Origin of the sequence: Limnoglobus roseus (assembly GCF_008254045.1) — a bacterium.
GTDB classification, from domain to species: Bacteria; Planctomycetota; Planctomycetia; order Gemmatales; family Gemmataceae; genus Limnoglobus; species Limnoglobus roseus.
In genome coordinates, this window is the sequence record NZ_CP042425.1 from 8,453,690 (window position 1) to 8,470,732 (window position 17,043).

The window sequence follows — 17,043 nt, forward strand, 5'->3', positions numbered from 1 at the left end:
TCAAATCTTGTCGATCGAGTCGATCCACACGCACAGTTCGATGAGCGTCGGCTGGAGCATGTACTCCTTGCCGAAGTCTTTGAGTTGGCGGTAGATGACCGGGAACTTCTTGTCCTTCAGTGGCGGGATGCTGTCGGCGATCGACTTCACCGCCGGGTCTTTCTCGCCGCCGACGATGAAGAACGCGAGCGGTTGGGCCGGCACGATGTCCTTCGGCTGCGTGCCGAGGCTGGCCCCGGTGGTGGCCACGCCGCGGATCGTGTCGCGGGCGCTGAAGCCGAGGTAGAACGCCATCTGCCCACCGACACCCATGCCGTGGGCGATGATGCGCGAACGGTCGATGGTGTGCTGGGCGATGACTTCCTTCACGTCTGCCATGATGCCTTCGGTTTCGCTCGCCACCCAGCCGTCGTTGCTCTGCGATTTCGGGCCGACGAGGATATAGTGGTAGTCCTCCAGGAACGGCCGCCAGATCTTCGCCATCTCGTCGGCGTCCTTGCCACCCTTGCCGGCTGGGTGCAGCCAGACGATCAACCCGTGCGACACGCTCGGCTTGTAGTTCAAAGGCACGTACACCCAGTACTCGCGGCCGAGGACGGCGTTCTTCTTCTTCAACATCCCGACTTCCGGCTCCTTGTCGTCCTTCTTCTCGTCGTCCTTGTCTTTCTTGGGTTCCTCTTTCTTCGGTTCTTCCTTCGGCTTCGGCGCGTCCTTCGCCCCCTTCGGCTTGTCGAGGGCACGCTCGGCGCTGGACGGCAGCGGCAGGGCGGCGGGCAGTTCCTCGTCCGGCACGGCCGTCAGTTTCACCTTCACCGTCTCGGTCTTGTCGCCCCCCGCGCGCTTCACTTCGAACTGCAATTCCTGGCCCGGCGGCGTGCGGCCGACGATCGCGTTCAGTTGCGTGCGGCCCTGCGTCAATTCCAGCGGCGGCGGGGCTTTTTGTCCGCCGGGCAGAATCGGGCTGACCTTCATGATGCGGTCGCCGACCTTCAAGCCTGCGATCTCGGCCGGACTCTTCGGGTAGACGAAGCGAACCGGCACACCGGGGTCGGGGTCGTCGCGCAGCGGCAGGATGCCGAGGAAGCCGGACGCGACGGCGGTGATGACGCCGGTCAGCTTCACGCCGGGGAAGTCCATCTCGTTACCGTCACGGAGGACCTTGATGTCGATGACATCGCCCTCGTACTTCGGCCCGAGGATGTGTTGCATGCCGACCATGTGAACGACCGGCTTTTTGTCGATGGTCACGATCTTATCGCCGACCTTCAAGCCCGCCTTCGCGGCGGCGGAATCGGGCGAGATCGTGCCAACGACGACGGCCGCGAGGTACTGTTCCTGGCTCTGCGGGGTGATGCCCATGAGGCCGCGGCGGAGGTTCTTGCCCTCGCGCAACTTCGGCACGACGGCGAGGACGTCTTCGAACGGGATGGCGAAGCCGATGCCGCTGTCGTACCACTCGACGCCGGACACGTCCCCCTCGGCGTTCTGCGACGCCGGAACGAGGATGCCCTGTACGCGGCCGTCGATGCCAACGAGCGGCCCGCCGTAGTTGACCGGCGACACCTTCGCGTCGGTTTGCAGGCACTTGCCGTTGATGCGGCCGACGGCGCTGATGATGCCGGCACTCACCGAGGGAGGCATCGCCCCCACGTCTGGCATCAGCGTGCGGCCGAGGGCGAGCGACCACTGGCCGATGGCGATGTCGGCCTTCGGCACGGCCGTCGGCACCGGCAGGTCTTTCGCGTCAATCTTGACGAGCGTCAGCATTCGCGTGGTATCGGTGGCGATCTGCTTGGCGACGAGGCGGCCGGGCCGGTTCGGCACCGTGACGAAGATGTCGGACGGCTTGTTCGCGAAGTTGAAAGAACTGGTGATGATGTAGCCGTCCGCGGCGACGACGACGCCGGTGGTCGGGCCGACGCCCTTGCGGATGCCGGGCGCCCGCGGGCCGGGGCCGGCCGGGCCGCTGGGCATCACGTCCTGGCCACCGACCGTTTCGATCTTCACGACCGACGGGGCGACGCCCGCGGACGCGGCCTTCATGGCCTGCTCTTCCTTCTCGTTGGCGTCCTGGGCAAAGGCGACCGGGGCGACGGCAAGGAGCAGCAGGCTGAGAAGGTATCGCATGAAGGAGTCTCGTTCGGAGGCGAATGCCGTTAGCATACCAGTAGTGCGACGAGCGAGCGAGCAGGTTCTAACGACTCATCGCCCGCCGGACGATCTCCAATCGTGGCCCCCACGCGAACTCGCGCTCCACCCGCTCGCGACCGGTGGCCCCCATCGCGGCAAATCCCCCACGGGTCACGGCATCGCGGATCGCATTCGGCGTGCAATCGACGACCCGCCCGTCCACGCCGTCGCGGACCAATTCGGCCGGCCCGCCGGCCCGGTAGACGATCACCGGCTTCGCGTTCGCCCACGCTTCCAACAGCACGAGGCCGAACGAGTCAGTCCGCGACGGCAACGCGAACACGTCGATGCCGGCGAAGAAGTCCCGCTTCTCGCCGTCTGTCAGAACACCGAGGCGGGTGACACGGTCCTGATGCGGGTAGGTCTGCCAGAATCGCTCGAAGTTTGGCATCGTCGGCCCGGCGAGAACGACGCGATTCGGCAGGTTCGCCCGCAGCAGATCGACGGTCCCCTTCTCGGCGCTCAGGTTCGCGAGGTGGCCAATCACGAGTTCGTCGCCGACGCCCCACTTCGCCCGCGCCGCGCCGCGGTCGCCGCCGGTGCATTCGGCCGGGTCCACGCCCAGCCCTTGTAGGATCACCCGCGATTCCGGTACGCCGAGGCCGATCACCGCCCGGCGTTCCCCCTCCGTTTGCACGAAGACGCCATCGGCTTGTTGCAGCAGCCACCGCATCACCGGCCGCGTGTACTGCTTCCGGGTGCGGTCGTGCGGGTCGGCGGGGTCACCGAGGTGCAGGAACGGCGTGAGGAAGAACGGCACCTTCCGCTTGCGGGCCAACCGCAGACCGCAGGCGATCGGGAACGTGTACGGGAAGGCCGTCGCGTGGACGGCGTCGAGCGGCTCGGTGAAATTGCCGGCGTCCCGCCACATCGCCGGGCAGATCGGGTTACACGGCAACGTCAGGGCTTGCACCGGGCGAATCGGCAGTAGCGAGAGTGCCTTCAGAACGTACCGTCTGGCGGGGAAGAATAGCGGGCAGTAACGGCGGACGCGAACCTTTTCCGGTGTCGCGACCTCTGGAGTCGGGTGCCCCGGCTTCCCCCAAAGTTCCCCCAACTCGACGGCCGTCGTCGTGAACACCGTCACCGTGTCCCCTTGCCCTGCGAGGTGGTTCGTCAGCCGCTCGAAGTAGCTCTCGGAGCCACCGAGGGCGGGCGGATACCGCTGGACGAAATGGGCCACGTGCATTCGCGGGGTTCCGTTGGGTGGGGAAATGTATACGATGTCCGATGGCCGGGTTGCACCCGCACCACTCCCCGTTGAGGCACGAGCAAGCGATGATCCGCGTTTCGAAGTTGGCCGACTCGGTGAAGCCGTCCGCAACTCTCGCCGCCGGCGCGAAGGCCCGCGAGTTGAAGGCGAAGGGCATTAAGGTCTTCGACTTCAGCCTCGGCGAGCCGGACTTCAACACGCCGAAGCACATCTGCGACGCCGCGAACGAGGCGATGGCGAAGGGCGAGACGCACTACACCCCGGCCGGCGGCACGGCCGAACTCAAGAAGGCCATCGCGAAGTGGTACGGCAAAACCTACGGCTTCGAGTGCGGGTCGGAGCACGTGCTCGTTTCCAACGGGGCGAAGCACAGCATTCACAACGTGCTGGCGGCGACCGTCGGTCCCGGCGATGAAGTCGTCATCCCGTCGCCGTACTGGGTCAGCTACAGCGACCTCGTCAGCATGACCGGGGCGACGCCGGTGCTGGTCCACACGCGGATCGAGAAGGGCTTCAAGATGTCGCCTGAGCAGTTGCAGGCGGCCATCACGCCGCAGACGCGGATGCTCATGCTCAACTCGCCGAGTAACCCGACCGGGGCGGTGTACAGCCGGGCGGAACTCGAAGCCCTCGTGGACGTGGTGCTGAAGCACCCGGACGTGACGATCCTCAGCGACGAAATTTACGAGCAACTCTGTTACGGCACCGCGAAGCCGACGTGCGTGGTCACCCTGCGGCCGGAACTGCGGGACCGCACGGTGACGATCAGCGGGGCGAGCAAGAGCTACGCGATGACCGGCTGGCGGATCGGCTGGGCGGTCGCTCCCGCCCACCTCGTCAAGGCGATGGACAACGTCCAGAGCCAGGAAACGAGCTGCCCGTCGAGCGTCAGTCAGGCGGCGATGGTCGTGGCCCTGGAGTCGCCGGAGTCGCCGAAGTGCGTCGCCGCGATGCTCAAGGAGTTCGCCGCCCGGCGGGACGTGGTGTGCAAGTTGCTGACGGCCATTCCGGGGGTCAAACTGTTCGAACCGGAGGGGGCGTTCTACGCCTTCTTCGACGTGTCGAGCTACTTCGGAAAAGCCTTCGGCGATAAGAAGGTGACAGACTCGATGACCTTCTGCACGACGCTGTTGGAACAGGCCCACGTTAACCTCGTGCCGGGGGCGGCCTTCGGCGCGGAGGGGTTCGTGCGGATGTCGTTCGCAACGAGCAAGGACGAGATCGAAGGCGGCCTCGCGAAGCTGAAGGACTGGCTCGCGAACGCGACCTAACAACCAGCCGTGGATGACCGCGGGGAAAAAGGTTCGGTGCCCCATGCCCACACTGTACCTGACTGAGTCCGAAGTCCGATCGCTCTTGACGATGGACCTCGCCCTGGAGGCCGTGGAAGCGGCCTTCCGGAAGATTTCTCTCGACGAGGCCACCGCCATCCCGCGGTCGCGGTGCCAAACCGATCAGGTCATGTTGCACGTCCTGCCGGGGGCCGCGAAGACGCTCAACGCCATCGGGCTCAAGTGCTACACGAGCGGCAAGTTCGGCGCGCAGTTCCAGGTCTTTCTGTTCGACTCGAAGGCCGGCGGCCTGATCGCGATTCTGGAAGCCGATCACCTCGGGGCCGTCCGCACTGGGGCAGCCAGCGGGGTCGCGACCAAGAAACTCGCCCGCAAAGACGCGACCACCGTCGGCATCATCGGCACCGGCAAGCAAGCCCGCACGCAGCTCGAAGCCGTGTGCAAGGTCCGCGCGATCAAGAAGGCCCGCGTCTACAGCCGCGATGAAACCAAGCGGACGGCGTTCGCCGCCGAGATGAGCCACGTCTGCGGCACGGAGGTCATCCCCGTCAGCACCCCGGAAGAGGCCGCGCGGGGGCTGGACATCATCTGTACGGCCACCAGCAGCCGCGAGCCGGTGTTGCACGGCGAGTGGGTCGCGGAAGGGACGCACGTCAACCTCATCGGCTCGAACTTCCTCGCGAAAACGGAAGCGGACGTGGAACTGTTCCGCCGGGCCAGCCTGATCGTTTCGGACAACAAAGACCAGGCCCGGATCGAGGCGGGCGATTTCGTCGCCGCGATGCAGGAGCACGTCTTCGGCTGGGCCGACGTAGTCGAGTTGGCGCACATCGTGGCCGGCCGCGTGCCCGGCCGTGGGTCGCCGACGGACGTGACCATCTTCAAATCGCTCGGCCTCGGCCTGGAAGACGTGGCAACCGCGGCGAAGGTGTACCAGAAGGCCGTCGCGCAAAAGGTGGGCCGGGAGATTCTGCCGTAGGCCGGTGGCTTCCTTCAAAGTCGATGGCGAGCGGCCCGGCATGAGCGGGCCGTGTCTTGACACTTCCAGACACGGCACACTTCCAGACACGGCCCGCTCACGCCGGGCCGCTCGTCGTTGCAATGGCAAACACTTCCCGACCTACTTCGCTGTTCTTCCCTTCCCATCCGTGACTACAATTCTCTCTCCACCCGGAATTGATGGCGTTGGCCAAGAAGAAGGCATTACCCGAACTCCACCTCGCCGACCTACCGACCCTCCTGCGGGCAACGGACGGCTGGGCGGCCCTGCGCGCCGCCCTGGGCCAGCACGAGAGCGGCACCATCGACGGGGCGTGGGGGTCATCGGCGGCCCTCGCCGCCGCAACGCTGGCCCGGGAGAAACCGCCGGCCCTCTTGATCGTGGTGCCGAACGTCACGGACGTCGGGCCGTGGGCGGAAGACCTGGCGTGCTTCCTCGGCGAACGACCGTTCGTCTTCCCCGCGTGGGAAACGTGGCCGCCGCCGACGCACCAGGGGCGACTCGCGCCGGAGACGGCCGAACGGTTGCGAGTGTTGCAGAAACTCGGAACTGGCGAACTCACATCGCCGACGATCATCGCGCCGATGGCGGCGGTGATTCAGCCGGTGCCGCCGCGGGCCGACCTCGCCAACCGCGGCCGGACGCTCACGCCGGGCGAAGTCGTGGACGTGGACGACCTCGCCGAGTGGCTGGTGGGCAACGGCTACAAGCGGGTGGAAGCGGTCGAGTACCCCGGCGAGTTCGCGAAACGCGGCGGCATCGTCGATCTCTTCCCGCCCGATTCGCCGGACCCGGTGCGACTGGAATTCTTCGGCGATGAATTGGAGTCGATCCGCCTCTTCGCGGCGCAGTCGCAACGGAGCCTGGAGAAGAGGAAGTCTGTTACCGTCATCGGGATCGAAGCGGGAAAAACACACGGCCGCCCGGCCGTGGGCTTTCTCGCGGAGTACCTTTCCCCCGACACGTGGATCGTACTGGTGGAACCGGGCGATCTCAAGGAACAAGGCAAGCACTTCTTCGAGCGCGTCGCCGACCCGGCAGGGCTGTTCACGGTCGAGGGCGTGTTCTCACAGCTCATGCAGTTCGCGACCGTCACCATCTCGGTGCTGCCGCGGGCGTCGGTGGAGGCGAGCTGGCACCTGCACGTCGAGTCGGTCGAGCGGTTCAGCGGCAACGTGCAGCGCGTCCGCGACGAACTCGACACCGTCGGGTCGGCCGGCCGCGTGCTGATTGCCTGCCAATCGGAGGCCGAGGTTCACCGACTGACGGACGTCTTGAAGGCCGGCAAACTCTCGGAGTCGCACCGGCTCGCGCTCGTGACGGGGCACGTCAAAACCGGCTTCCGCCTCGTCGGGCCGAACGTCGTCGTCCTCGGCAGCCACGAAATCTTCCACAAGGACCTGCTGCCGCCCGGGGTGAAAGACCCGACGAAGCCGCAGAGCTCGCGGCGGGTCGAGTCGCGGGCCATCGACAGCTTCCTCGACTTGAACGAGGGCGATTACGTCGTCCACGTCGCCCACGGCATCGCCCGCTTCCGCGGGATGCGCGTGCTGGAGAAAACGTCGGCGATCATGACCGGCAACGATCCGCTCGACGACGCGGACGAGAACGCACTTCAGGCGGTCGAAGAAAACCTGATGCTCGAGTTCCGCGACGGCGTGTTTCTGTACGTGCCGGCCTCGCGCATTGACCTGATTCAGAAGTACGTCGGTGGCAACACGGCCGAGCCGACGCTGTCGAAACTCGGCGGCACGGCGTGGGGTCGCAAGAAGGCGCAGATCACGGAAGCGGTCCGCGACATGGCCGCCGAGATGATTCAGATTCAGGCCGTGCGGGCGTCGCTGCCGGGCACACCGCTGCCGGCCGACTCGGACTGGCAGCGCGAGTTCGAAGCCGCGTTCCCGTACCAGGAAACGCCGGACCAACTGGCCGCCATCAACGAGACGAAGGCCGACCTGGAGAAGCCGAGGCCGCTCGACCGGCTCATCTGCGGCGACGTGGGGTACGGCAAAACCGAGGTTGCTATCCGGGCCGCGTTCAAGGTCATCGACAACGGCAAGCAGGTGGCCGTGCTGGTGCCGACGACGATCCTCGCCGAGCAACACTTTCGCAACTTCAGTCAGCGGTTCGCGGAATACCCGTTCGTCGTCGAGTGCCTCAGCCGGTTCCGCTCAGCAGCCCAACAGCGGGACATCGTCCGCCGGGTGAAGGCGGGCGAGGTGGACGTGGTCGTCGGCACCCACCGCGTCGTCGGCAGCGACGTGGCCTTCCCCGACCTGGGCCTCGTGGTCATCGACGAGGAGCAGCGGTTCGGCGTCGAACACAAGGAGAAGCTGAAGCGGCTGCGGTCGATGGTGCACGTGCTGACGATGAGCGCCACGCCGATCCCGCGGACGCTGCACTCGGCCCTCCTCGGCATTCGCGAAATCTCGAACCTGGAGACGCCGCCGCCGGAACGGATGCCGATCGAGACGCGGATCATCCGCTGGGACGATCAGATGATCCGCCACGCAATTCTGCGGGAACTCAATCGCGGCGGGCAGGCGTACTTCGTCCACAACCGCGTTCACGATATCCTCGAAGTCGTCACCAAGATCAAGATGCTCGTGCCGGAAGCCCGCGTCGTCTACGGCCACGGACAGATGAACGAGCACCAACTCGAAGCCGCGATGGTCACGTTCCTGCGAAAAGAAGCCGACATCCTGGTAGCGACGACGATCATCGAGAGCGGCCTGGACATCCCGAGCGCGAACACCATCTTCATCGACGACGCCGACAACTACGGCCTCGCCGACCTGCACCAACTCCGCGGCCGCGTCGGCCGGCAGAAGTTGCGGGCGTATGCCTACCTCATCGTCAACCCGCTGAAGCTGCTGACGCCGACGGCTCAGAAGCGGCTGAAGGCGATCGAGGAGTTCACCGAACTCGGGGCCGGTTTCAAGATTTCGATGCGGGACTTGGAGATCCGCGGGGCCGGCAACATCCTCGGCACCGAGCAGAGCGGGCACATCGCCGCCCTCGGCTACGAGATGTATTGCACGCTGTTGGAGAATGCCGTCCGGCAACTGAAGAACCTGCCGCCGAAGGTGCCGGTCGAGGTTCACGTCGACCTGCCGTGGCCGGCCTTCCTGCCGCGGGATTATGTGCCGGGGCAGAAGCTGCGGATCGAAGTTTACCGCCGCCTCTCGCGGTTGCGCGAAGTGAAGCAACTCGCCGACTTCCGCAGCGAACTCGCCGACCGCTACGGCCCGCCGCCGCCGGAAACTGAGTGGCTGTTGCGGACGACCGAGATTCGCCTGCACTGCGTCCGCTGGCAGATCAGCAGCGTCAACCGCAACGGCCGCGACCTCGTCTTCGGCTACAAGAGCCGGGCGAAGGCGGACGAGTTGTCGAAGAAATCCGGCGGCCGGTTCAAGGCGGTGGACGAGAAGAGTTGCTACCTGCGACTGAAGCCGGAGGAAGATTCCCCGGAGGCGATGTACGAACTTCTGAAAAAAGTATTAAGTTGACTTTTCGCCCCGAACGCTCATGATCACAGGCAGTCTCCCGGGGCCGCCGCCATGTCCCGCTCCCTCCTGCTGTTCGTCCTCGTCGTGCCGTCGCTCGCCGCCGACGACGATAAGCCGATGATCCCCGCCGGTATGCTCACCGTCCAAAAGGGCGAACTGCCGATCATCGTCTCCGCGCCGCACGGCGGGCGGAAGCCGATCCCGAACTGCCCCGAGCGGAAGGGCAAGGGCATCCCTAAGTTCGCCACCGTCAACGACACCAACACCGACGAGCTGGCGAAAAAGGTTCTCGCCGCCATCGAGAAGAAGATGCACGCCAAGCCGTACGGCGTGGTCGCGCACTTCGAGCGGAAGTACGCCGACGTGAACCGTTCGCTCGCCGACGGCGTCGAGAGTGACGCGGCCAAGCCGTACTACGAGGCGTACCACGCCTTCCTGAAGGAGTCGCGGGCGGCGGTCCAGAAGGACTGGGGCCGCGGGTTGCTCATCGACCTGCACGGCCACGGCGGGGACGCCGTGACGATCTTCCGCGGCACCAACGACGGCAAGACCGTTCAGCACCTCGTCGACCGCTTCGGCAAGACGGCCTTCACCGGCGAGAAGAGCGTTCTCGGCCAACTGGCCGCTCACGGGTACACAATTTCCCCCGCTAACACGGCCCGGGAACGGGAGAACCCTGCGTTCGGCGGCGGGTACATTGTCGCCACCTACGGCAGTAAGGCCGACGGCAGCGTGGACGCGATTCAACTCGAACTCGGCGCGCGGGTGCGATCGCGGGCGAACGCCGACACGTTTGCCACCGACCTGGCCGCCGCCGTCGCCGTGTTCGCGGCCGAGTACCTGCCGGCGAAGAAGGCACAGTCGGAGCCATGACGCGGTGGCCCCTCGCCCTCCTCGCAGTCTCGGTGTACCAGTTGGACATCGCCCTGACGTTCGCCGGGCAACCGCCGGCGTACTGGGCTGGTGACTACGTCGGGGTCGATGAAGTGAACCCTCTCGCCCACGCCCTTCTGGCCGTCAGTCCGTGGCTGTTCCTCGCCCTCGCCTTCGTCTGGGCGGCGGGCTTCACGACCGTCCTCCTGACCGCGTCCGACCGTTGGGCCACGGTGATCGCCCACCTCCTCGCGGGCGGCCACACGTTGGGGGCCGCGAGTTGGCTGCTGCGACACGGTTGGCCGGGGATGATCGCCGCCGGTCTGCTCGCTTTCGCGGTGAGTTACGCCCTGACGCGATTCACCCGGACTGACGTTTGCTCCCGCGAGGGTAAGACGTTAAAGTGAGAGATCAAACGATTCCGACGCCAGTCCGTCGTGAGGATCTGATGCCCGACACCATCACCTGCACGGGTTGCCGTGCCCCGATTGCGATACCGCGGGACCACGGCGAATCGACCATCCGGTGCGGCATCTGCTGGTCGGAAGTGACGCTGTTCACGAAGCCCGCCGCCCCGCCCCTGCCCGTGGCTCAAGCCTTACCGGCGAAACCGTTGCCCGCGAAACCCGTGGCCCAACTGCTGCCGCCCAAGCCGGCCGCGCGACCGTCGGCGGTCGTGGCCGCACCCGCCAAGCCCGCGGCCGGCATGGCGAAGCTCGAAGGGCTGATTCAGAAAGCCGGGGCGAAACTCGCCGGCCCGCCGGCGGCAACGCCGCCTCAGACCGCGCGGCCCGTTGCGGCCCTGAAGCCGAAGGCGGCCGAGGCAGTGCCGATCCCGTCGATTCAGCCGAAGCCCGCCCCGCAGGCGGCGATGCCAGTGCCGGTCCCACAAGCCCCGGTGCCGACGCCGGTCCGCGTGCCGCCGAGCCATCCGCCCGTCGAGGTGCAGGCGATCCCGAACGCGGCCCCCCTGCCCGTGGTGGTGCCCATCGCCTTGAACTCCGGGCCACTCCCGTCGCCGGTTGTTGTGGACGCGGTTCCCGTGCCGGCTCCCGTTCCCGTCGCTCCGGTTCCTGCACCCCCTGCCCCGACCAGCGGCCCGGTGGTCGTGCAAGGCGAAGTCGCGGAGGAATCGAAGAAGTCGTCATCCCGGCGGGATGGCGAATCTCGTTCGCAGTACAAGCGCCGCCACCGCGATGATGACGATGACGACGACGAGGATGACGACCGCCGCTCGCGGCGGGGCGGGAAGACCAAGAACGGCCAGATGATCGCGGTGATCGTCGGCGGCATCTTGTTCTTCCTCGTCCTCTGCGTCGGGGGCTATTACCTGTCACGGGCGTTCCGCAGCAAGGAGCCGCAACTGCCGGACATGGCCGCCGTGCCGCCCGCGAACGGCGGGATGCCAAACGCCCGGGCCGACAGAGGGGTTCAACTTAACCCGCCGAACCCAGACGCTCCAGCGGTGGCCCCGGCGTTCAACCCGAACGCCTTCGGGCAAATGTTCCCCAACATGCCACAGCCGGCGTTCCCTCCGGCCCCGGCGCTCCCGAATCGGCAGGTCCGCCTGGAATGGTTCGAGTACGCTGGCGACGGGTACAAGGTCAAACTCGGCGCGCAGGCCCACGAAAACCCGGTCCACGTTGTCCGGATGCAGGACAACGCCTTTTTCGACTACCACGCCCGCGGCAAGTCGGTGAAAACCAACACGCCGCCCGCTGCGAAGATGGAGGTCATCACGGTCGACATCCCGCAGGGGATGAACCCTGACTTAAAGAAGGTCGTGGCCGAGCCGTTCGGCCAAGCCGAGCGCGTGACGGCCTGCAAGGTGGCCGGCAAGGACGGCCTCGAATACGAGGAACGCGGGGCGTGGGTCACGACGACACGGCTGGTGCAGGTCGGCTGCCGCGTGTTCGTCTTCCGCTTCACTGGCTGGGAGGCATTCGGCGACAAGGCCAGCATTGAGGAGGCGAAGAAGACGTTCTACGACTCGGTCACGATCACCTTCGACGCCGCCACCCCCGCGCCGGTGGACCCGGCCCTGCGACCGCGGAACAACCCGCGATTCCCCCCGAACCCGGTCCCGCCGGGGTTCGATCCCGGCTTCCCCGTCCTCGGCGGGCAGATGCCCGGCGGCCTCGGCTCGCTGAAACTCGCGGGGCGGATCGACCCGTTCATCTCGGCCGTCATGTTCCCGGACCGCCAGGAGGCGTTCACCGTCGCCCTCCGCCCCGGCAGCCGAACCGCGGGCGAACTGCGCCGCTACGAGTACCCCGGCTTCAAGCTGAAGAACACGTACCTGCTGCCGTTCGCCGGCACGTTCGCCGCCGGCAGCGACAAGACGAACCGGCTGGCGATCACGACGCTGGCCCGTGTCGATGGCTACGCCGACGGGGAGCGGTCGATCGTGGTCGGCGACGTGCAACTCTTCGACCTGAAGCCGATCTTCGACGGCAAGACCCAACAGCGAGAGGAACTGAAGCCTCTCACAACTCTGACGCAACCCGCCAACACGCGGCTCGTGGGGCTAGAAATCTCGCCGGACGGCGACACGGTCTATTACCTCGGCCTCGCGAAAGGGACGACGCCTGCGAAGCCGTTCCGCGTGAAACTGACGCGGGCCGACACGGCGACGGGCAAGGTGCAAGGGTCGCTCGACCTGCCGGAGCCGGCGTGGCGTACCCGCCTGTCGGCCGACGGATCGAAGCTGTTCGCCGCCGAGGTGCCGTTGAACGCGGCCGGCTCCCCGATGCACACGCGGTCGACGAACATCGTCACGGTGGACCTCGCCCGCTGGCATGTCGAGCGGACCGATCAAGTGGCCGCCGGCACCGCTTTTGACTTCGTGCCGTTGTCTTCGGACAGTCTCGTGGCGTCGGTCATTCCGATCGGCGGCGGTACGAGTTACGCCCTGTGGTCGCTCCAGCAGCCGGCCCAGGCCACGTCGCTGGACACGCCGGGCCAACAACCGCTGAGCCACGGTTACATCGCCCGGACGCCGGACGGAAAGCGGTTCGTCACGTCGTCGGTCGGCCGGTTCGGTCAGCCGGTGGTCGAGGTGTACGACGTGTCCGACTGGAAGGCCGGGACCGGCTTCACGAAGGTCGCCTCGGCCCGCGTCGCGAAGGTCATCGACCAACCCGGCGAACCCGGCGTGAACCTCGGCCACAACTTCGAACTGACCCCGGACGGCCAGTACGCGATCTTCTGCGACACGGGGGCCGTCGTGGACCTGAGCGCGGCGGGGAAGAAATGAGAACGTGTGGCGTCGTGGGTTGGCCAATGGCCAGCCCGTCACGCGGGAACTCGATCGTAACAGCGAACTTTCGGGGGCTGTCCGTCCTCTGATAGGCGCTGTCCCGATCTGCGGGAGCGTGGCGGAGGAGAATCCGATGGCCGACATCGTGCGGACGAGCAAATTTCTCAGCCTGGTCCTGCGGCACAAGCCGGAGGAGATCGGCCTGACCTTGGATGCGAATGGGTGGGCCGATGTCGAAGAGTTAATCCGGCTCACCAACGCCCACGGCGTTTCGTTGACCCGCCCGCTGCTGGAACAGGTCGTTGCCGAGAACGACAAGAAGCGGTTCGCGTTCAGCGACGACGGCCGCCGCATCCGGGCCAGTCAGGGGCACTCGGTCGAAGTCGATCTGGCCCTGCCGCCGTCCGAACCACCAGCAGAGCTATTCCACGGAACCGCCACGCGGTTCCTCGATTCGATTCGGGCCAGTGGGCTGCACTCGGCCAACCGGCAACACCTCCACCTGTCGCCCGACGCTATAACCGCCACGAAGGTCGGGCAGCGGCACGGTAAGCCGGTCATCCTCATCGTCCGGGCAGGGGAGATGTTCGCGGCCGGGCACCAATTCTTCCTGTCGGCCAACGGCGTCTGGCTCACCGAACGGGTGCCCGTCGAGTTCATCGATTTCCCGGTAGGTAAATAAGAACAGCGCATGCCAAGGAACTTCATGGCGGAGCCGCCTCCACCCGAGCCCCCTCCAAAACCTCCGCGCCGACGACGGTGGCGGTGGCCAGCGAGACTCATTGCCGCGTACTTGGTGGTGTGCTGGGGCGTGACATGGGCGTTCGCACCACCTGCTTTGGTCCAGTTCTGTGCCGGTCATTTTTCCACGACGGAAGACTTCAAGGGCAACGTCGAACCGATCGCGTTCCACCCAAATGCCCGGTTCACGGGCCAGGGATTGAACTTCGGGCCTGAGCCGATGCCGGTCGATCCCCACTGGTGCTGTGTGGAGAAGCCGTGGTGCCCGACCCCGTTCGTCGTTGTGACCAACGTGGCGACAGTGTCCGGCCCGCTATCCGGTTGGGCCGGCCGCGTTTGGTTCATCTGGACGCCGTTCGGCTTAATCTACATCGACGACAGCCCTCAATGGGTGGCGTAACGGCACTTATCTCCGTGAGAACCTTATGAGGAATCTCCAATCTGTTGTTGCCGCGGCTGAAGGTGGACGGTAGGCTGGCGGGGAAGATTCTCCGCGTATACAATAACTCAGACGACCAGACTAACTTCTCCGGCCCGTACCGCCGAACGGCGGTCCGCAACCTACCCAACGGGCCGCTCTACTTCGGACGATGGACTTCATGACGATCCGCTCCTCGTTTTTGGCCCTCGGCAGCATCGCGTTGCTGATGTCGGCGGTTTGGTTCGCACCGGACGCCGTTTCGCCGCCCGTTGCCTCGGCCGCCGAGCCGCCGAAGGCCGACGACAAGGTCTTCGAAACGAAGATCAAGCCGTTCCTGACGACGTACTGCACCAGTTGCCACAACAGCGATAAGCAGGCCGGCGGCATAGCCCTCGACACGTACCTGAGCGAAGCCCACGCCAAGAAGGACCCCAAGACGTGGGAGATGGTCCTGGAGACGGTGCAGAGCGGTGAGATGCCGAAGAAGAAGGCCAAACAACCGACCAAGGCGGAGAAGGAATTCTTCGTCGGCTGGGTCGAATCGACGCTGACCAAGAAAGTCGATTGCACCGCCCCGAAAGACCCCGGCCGCGTGACCATCCGCCGGCTCAACCGAGCCGAGTACAACAACACCATCCGCGACCTATGCGGCGTCGACTTCAAGCCGGCCGAGAATTTTCCCTCCGACGACGTGGGCTACGGCTTCGACAACATCGGCGACGTGCTCTCGGTGCAGCCGATCCTGATCGAAAAGTACATGGCCGCCGCCGACTCGATTCTCGAGCAGGCGATCGGCAACCTCGACCCGGTCAAATCGTCCAACCAAGTCTTCCGGCCGCAGAACATCCGGGCCATTCCCCGTTCCGCGAACGTCCGCGAGACGAACGCGAAGGGGCAGGAAGTCCGCAAAATCGTGTTCACCGAGGAAGGCTCGGCCTTCCTGGAGAAGTTCAACTTCCCGGCCGACGGCGAGTACACCCTCCGCGTGCGGGCGTGGGGCACGAAGGTCGGCACCGACGACCCGAAGATGACCGTCCGCCTCGACGGAAAGGACGCGAAGGCGTTCACGGTAGAGGCCGAGCAAAGCAAGGCAAAGACCTACGAAGTGAAGCAGACCGTGCAGGCCGGCGAACGGCGGATCGCGGTCGCGTTCACGAACGCCTTCACCGATAAGGAAACGAAGAAGAACCGCACGCTCGGCATCGAGACCATCGAGATCGAAGGGCCGATCAGCGGGGCGAGGAAGCCGCTGTCCGACTCGGAGAAGCTGATCCTCACGGTGCTGCCGACGGGCGATTCGGACAAAACGAAGACGGCCGAGACGGTCCTGAAGACATTCGCTCGCCGCGCGTTCCGCCGGCCGGTGAAGCCGGACGAACTCACCCGACTGATGAAGCTGTTCGCCCTCGCTGACGCGCAGAAAGACTCCTTCGACAAGGCGATCAAGCTACCGTTGAAGGCGGTCCTGGTGTCGCCGCACTTCCTGTTCCGCATTGAGGACGACCCGAAGACGCCGGCCGAGGTCAAGACGATCACGGAACACGAACTGGCCACGCGGCTGTCGTACTTCCTGTGGTCGACGATGCCGGACGAGGAACTGTCGAAGTTGGCCGAGAAGGGTGAACTCCGCAAGCCCGGCGTGCTGAAGGCACAAGTGCAGCGGATGCTCAAAGACCCGAAGGCAGCCGCGATGACGGCGAACTTCGCCGGGCAATGGCTGATGCTGCGGAACATCCTGTCGCTGTCGCCGGACCCGGGCACCTACAAGGGCTGGGACGAGCAATTGCGGGCCGCGGTCATCCGCGAGACGGAACTGTTCTTCGAGAACATCGTTCGCGAAGACCGCCCGATCACGGACTTCATCGACGCCGATTACACGTTCCTGAACGACCGCCTGTCTTGGCACTACGGCGTGCCCAACGTGAAGGGGTCCGAGTTCCGCAAGGTGAAACTGCCCGACAGCCGCCGCGGCGGAATCGTAACGCAGGCGAGCGTACTGCTGGTGACTTCGAACCCGACGCGCACCTCGCCGGTGAAGCGCGGCAAATGGGTCTACGAGAACGTCCTCGGTCTCACTCCCGCCCCGCCGCCGCCGGACGTGCCGGAACTGGAAAAGACCGTCCTCAAGGGCACCCTCCGGCAGCGGATGGAACAACACCGTGCGAACCCGAGTTGTGCCGGCTGCCACGCGAAGCTCGACCCGTTGGGCTTCGGGCTGGAAAATTTCGACGGCATCGGAAAATGGCGGGACACCGACGAGGGGCAAAAGGTGGACGCCTCGGGGGTTTTGCCCGACGGCGAAAAATTCACCGGCCCCGCGGAACTGCGCAAGGTTTTGATGCGCAAGGCCGACCAATTCCGCCATTGTCTTTCGGAAAAATTGCTGACCTACTCCCTCGGACGCGGGCTAGAATATTACGACAGGTGTGTGCTAGACGACTTGGTGAAAAAACTGAAAGCCGGGGAAGACCACTTCTCCGCGCTGGTGTTAGCGATTGTCGAAACGGACGCATTCCAAAAACGGCGTGGCAAACGGAGCGAATAA

11 protein-coding genes are annotated in these 17,043 nt (G+C 65.6%); 9 read left to right on the plus strand and 2 right to left on the minus strand.

Features of this window, described 5'->3' with window-relative positions; translation table 11 throughout:
• Together PX52LOC_RS36140 and PX52LOC_RS36145 are read right to left on the minus strand one after the other, a co-directional pair.
• Positions 1–2,127, minus strand: coding sequence for a PDZ domain-containing protein (locus PX52LOC_RS36140; RefSeq protein ID WP_168219419.1), 2,127 nt, complete (start codon positions 2,125–2,127; stop codon positions 1–3).
• A gap of 67 nt (positions 2,128–2,194) precedes the next feature.
• A complete protein-coding gene (locus PX52LOC_RS36145) occupies positions 2,195–3,379 on the minus strand; it encodes a glycosyltransferase family 4 protein (protein ID WP_149114641.1) in 1,185 nt (394 codons plus the stop codon).
• Positions 3,380–3,468: 89 nt separating this feature from the next.
• Between PX52LOC_RS36145 and PX52LOC_RS36150 the strand changes: the two genes are divergently transcribed.
• The 9 genes from PX52LOC_RS36150 to PX52LOC_RS36190 all read left to right on the plus strand — a co-directional run bounded on the left by PX52LOC_RS36150 (position 3,469) and on the right by PX52LOC_RS36190 (position 17,043).
• Positions 3,469–4,674, plus strand: coding sequence for a pyridoxal phosphate-dependent aminotransferase (locus tag PX52LOC_RS36150; protein ID WP_149114642.1), 1,206 nt, complete (start codon positions 3,469–3,471; stop codon positions 4,672–4,674).
• A 43-nt stretch (positions 4,675–4,717) separates the two neighbouring features.
• Positions 4,718–5,674, plus strand: a complete 957-nt coding sequence (locus tag PX52LOC_RS36155) for an ornithine cyclodeaminase family protein (protein WP_149114643.1) — start codon at positions 4,718–4,720, stop codon at positions 5,672–5,674.
• Positions 5,675–5,874: 200 nt separating this feature from the next.
• Positions 5,875–9,204, plus strand: a complete 3,330-nt coding sequence (gene mfd, locus PX52LOC_RS36160) for a transcription-repair coupling factor (protein WP_149114644.1) — start codon at positions 5,875–5,877, stop codon at positions 9,202–9,204.
• A 51-nt stretch (positions 9,205–9,255) separates the two neighbouring features.
• The gene (locus PX52LOC_RS36165; RefSeq protein WP_149114645.1) at positions 9,256–10,077 is read left to right on the plus strand and encodes an N-formylglutamate amidohydrolase; all 822 of its coding nucleotides are present in this window, start codon (positions 9,256–9,258) and stop codon (positions 10,075–10,077) included.
• Positions 10,074–10,484 carry a hypothetical protein gene (locus PX52LOC_RS36170; protein ID WP_149114646.1) on the plus strand — a complete coding sequence of 137 codons (411 nt, stop codon included), beginning with the start codon at positions 10,074–10,076 and terminating at the stop codon, positions 10,482–10,484. The genes PX52LOC_RS36165 and PX52LOC_RS36170 overlap by 4 nt, the downstream gene beginning before the upstream one ends.
• A 41-nt stretch (positions 10,485–10,525) precedes the next feature.
• Positions 10,526–13,333 (plus strand): zinc finger domain-containing protein, encoded by a 2,808-nt coding sequence (locus tag PX52LOC_RS36175; protein ID WP_149114647.1) that lies wholly within the window; start codon positions 10,526–10,528, stop codon positions 13,331–13,333.
• A gap of 136 nt (positions 13,334–13,469) precedes the next feature.
• The gene (locus PX52LOC_RS36180) at positions 13,470–14,018 is read left to right on the plus strand and encodes an RNA 2'-phosphotransferase (protein ID WP_149114648.1); all 549 of its coding nucleotides are present in this window, start codon (positions 13,470–13,472) and stop codon (positions 14,016–14,018) included.
• 129 nt (positions 14,019–14,147) lie between these two features.
• The gene (locus tag PX52LOC_RS36185; protein WP_149114649.1) at positions 14,148–14,477 is read left to right on the plus strand and encodes a hypothetical protein; all 330 of its coding nucleotides are present in this window, start codon (positions 14,148–14,150) and stop codon (positions 14,475–14,477) included.
• 199 nt (positions 14,478–14,676) lie between these two features.
• Positions 14,677–17,043: a DUF1592 domain-containing protein gene (locus tag PX52LOC_RS36190; protein ID WP_246173569.1), complete on the plus strand. Its 2,367-nt coding sequence runs from the start codon at positions 14,677–14,679 to the stop codon at positions 17,041–17,043.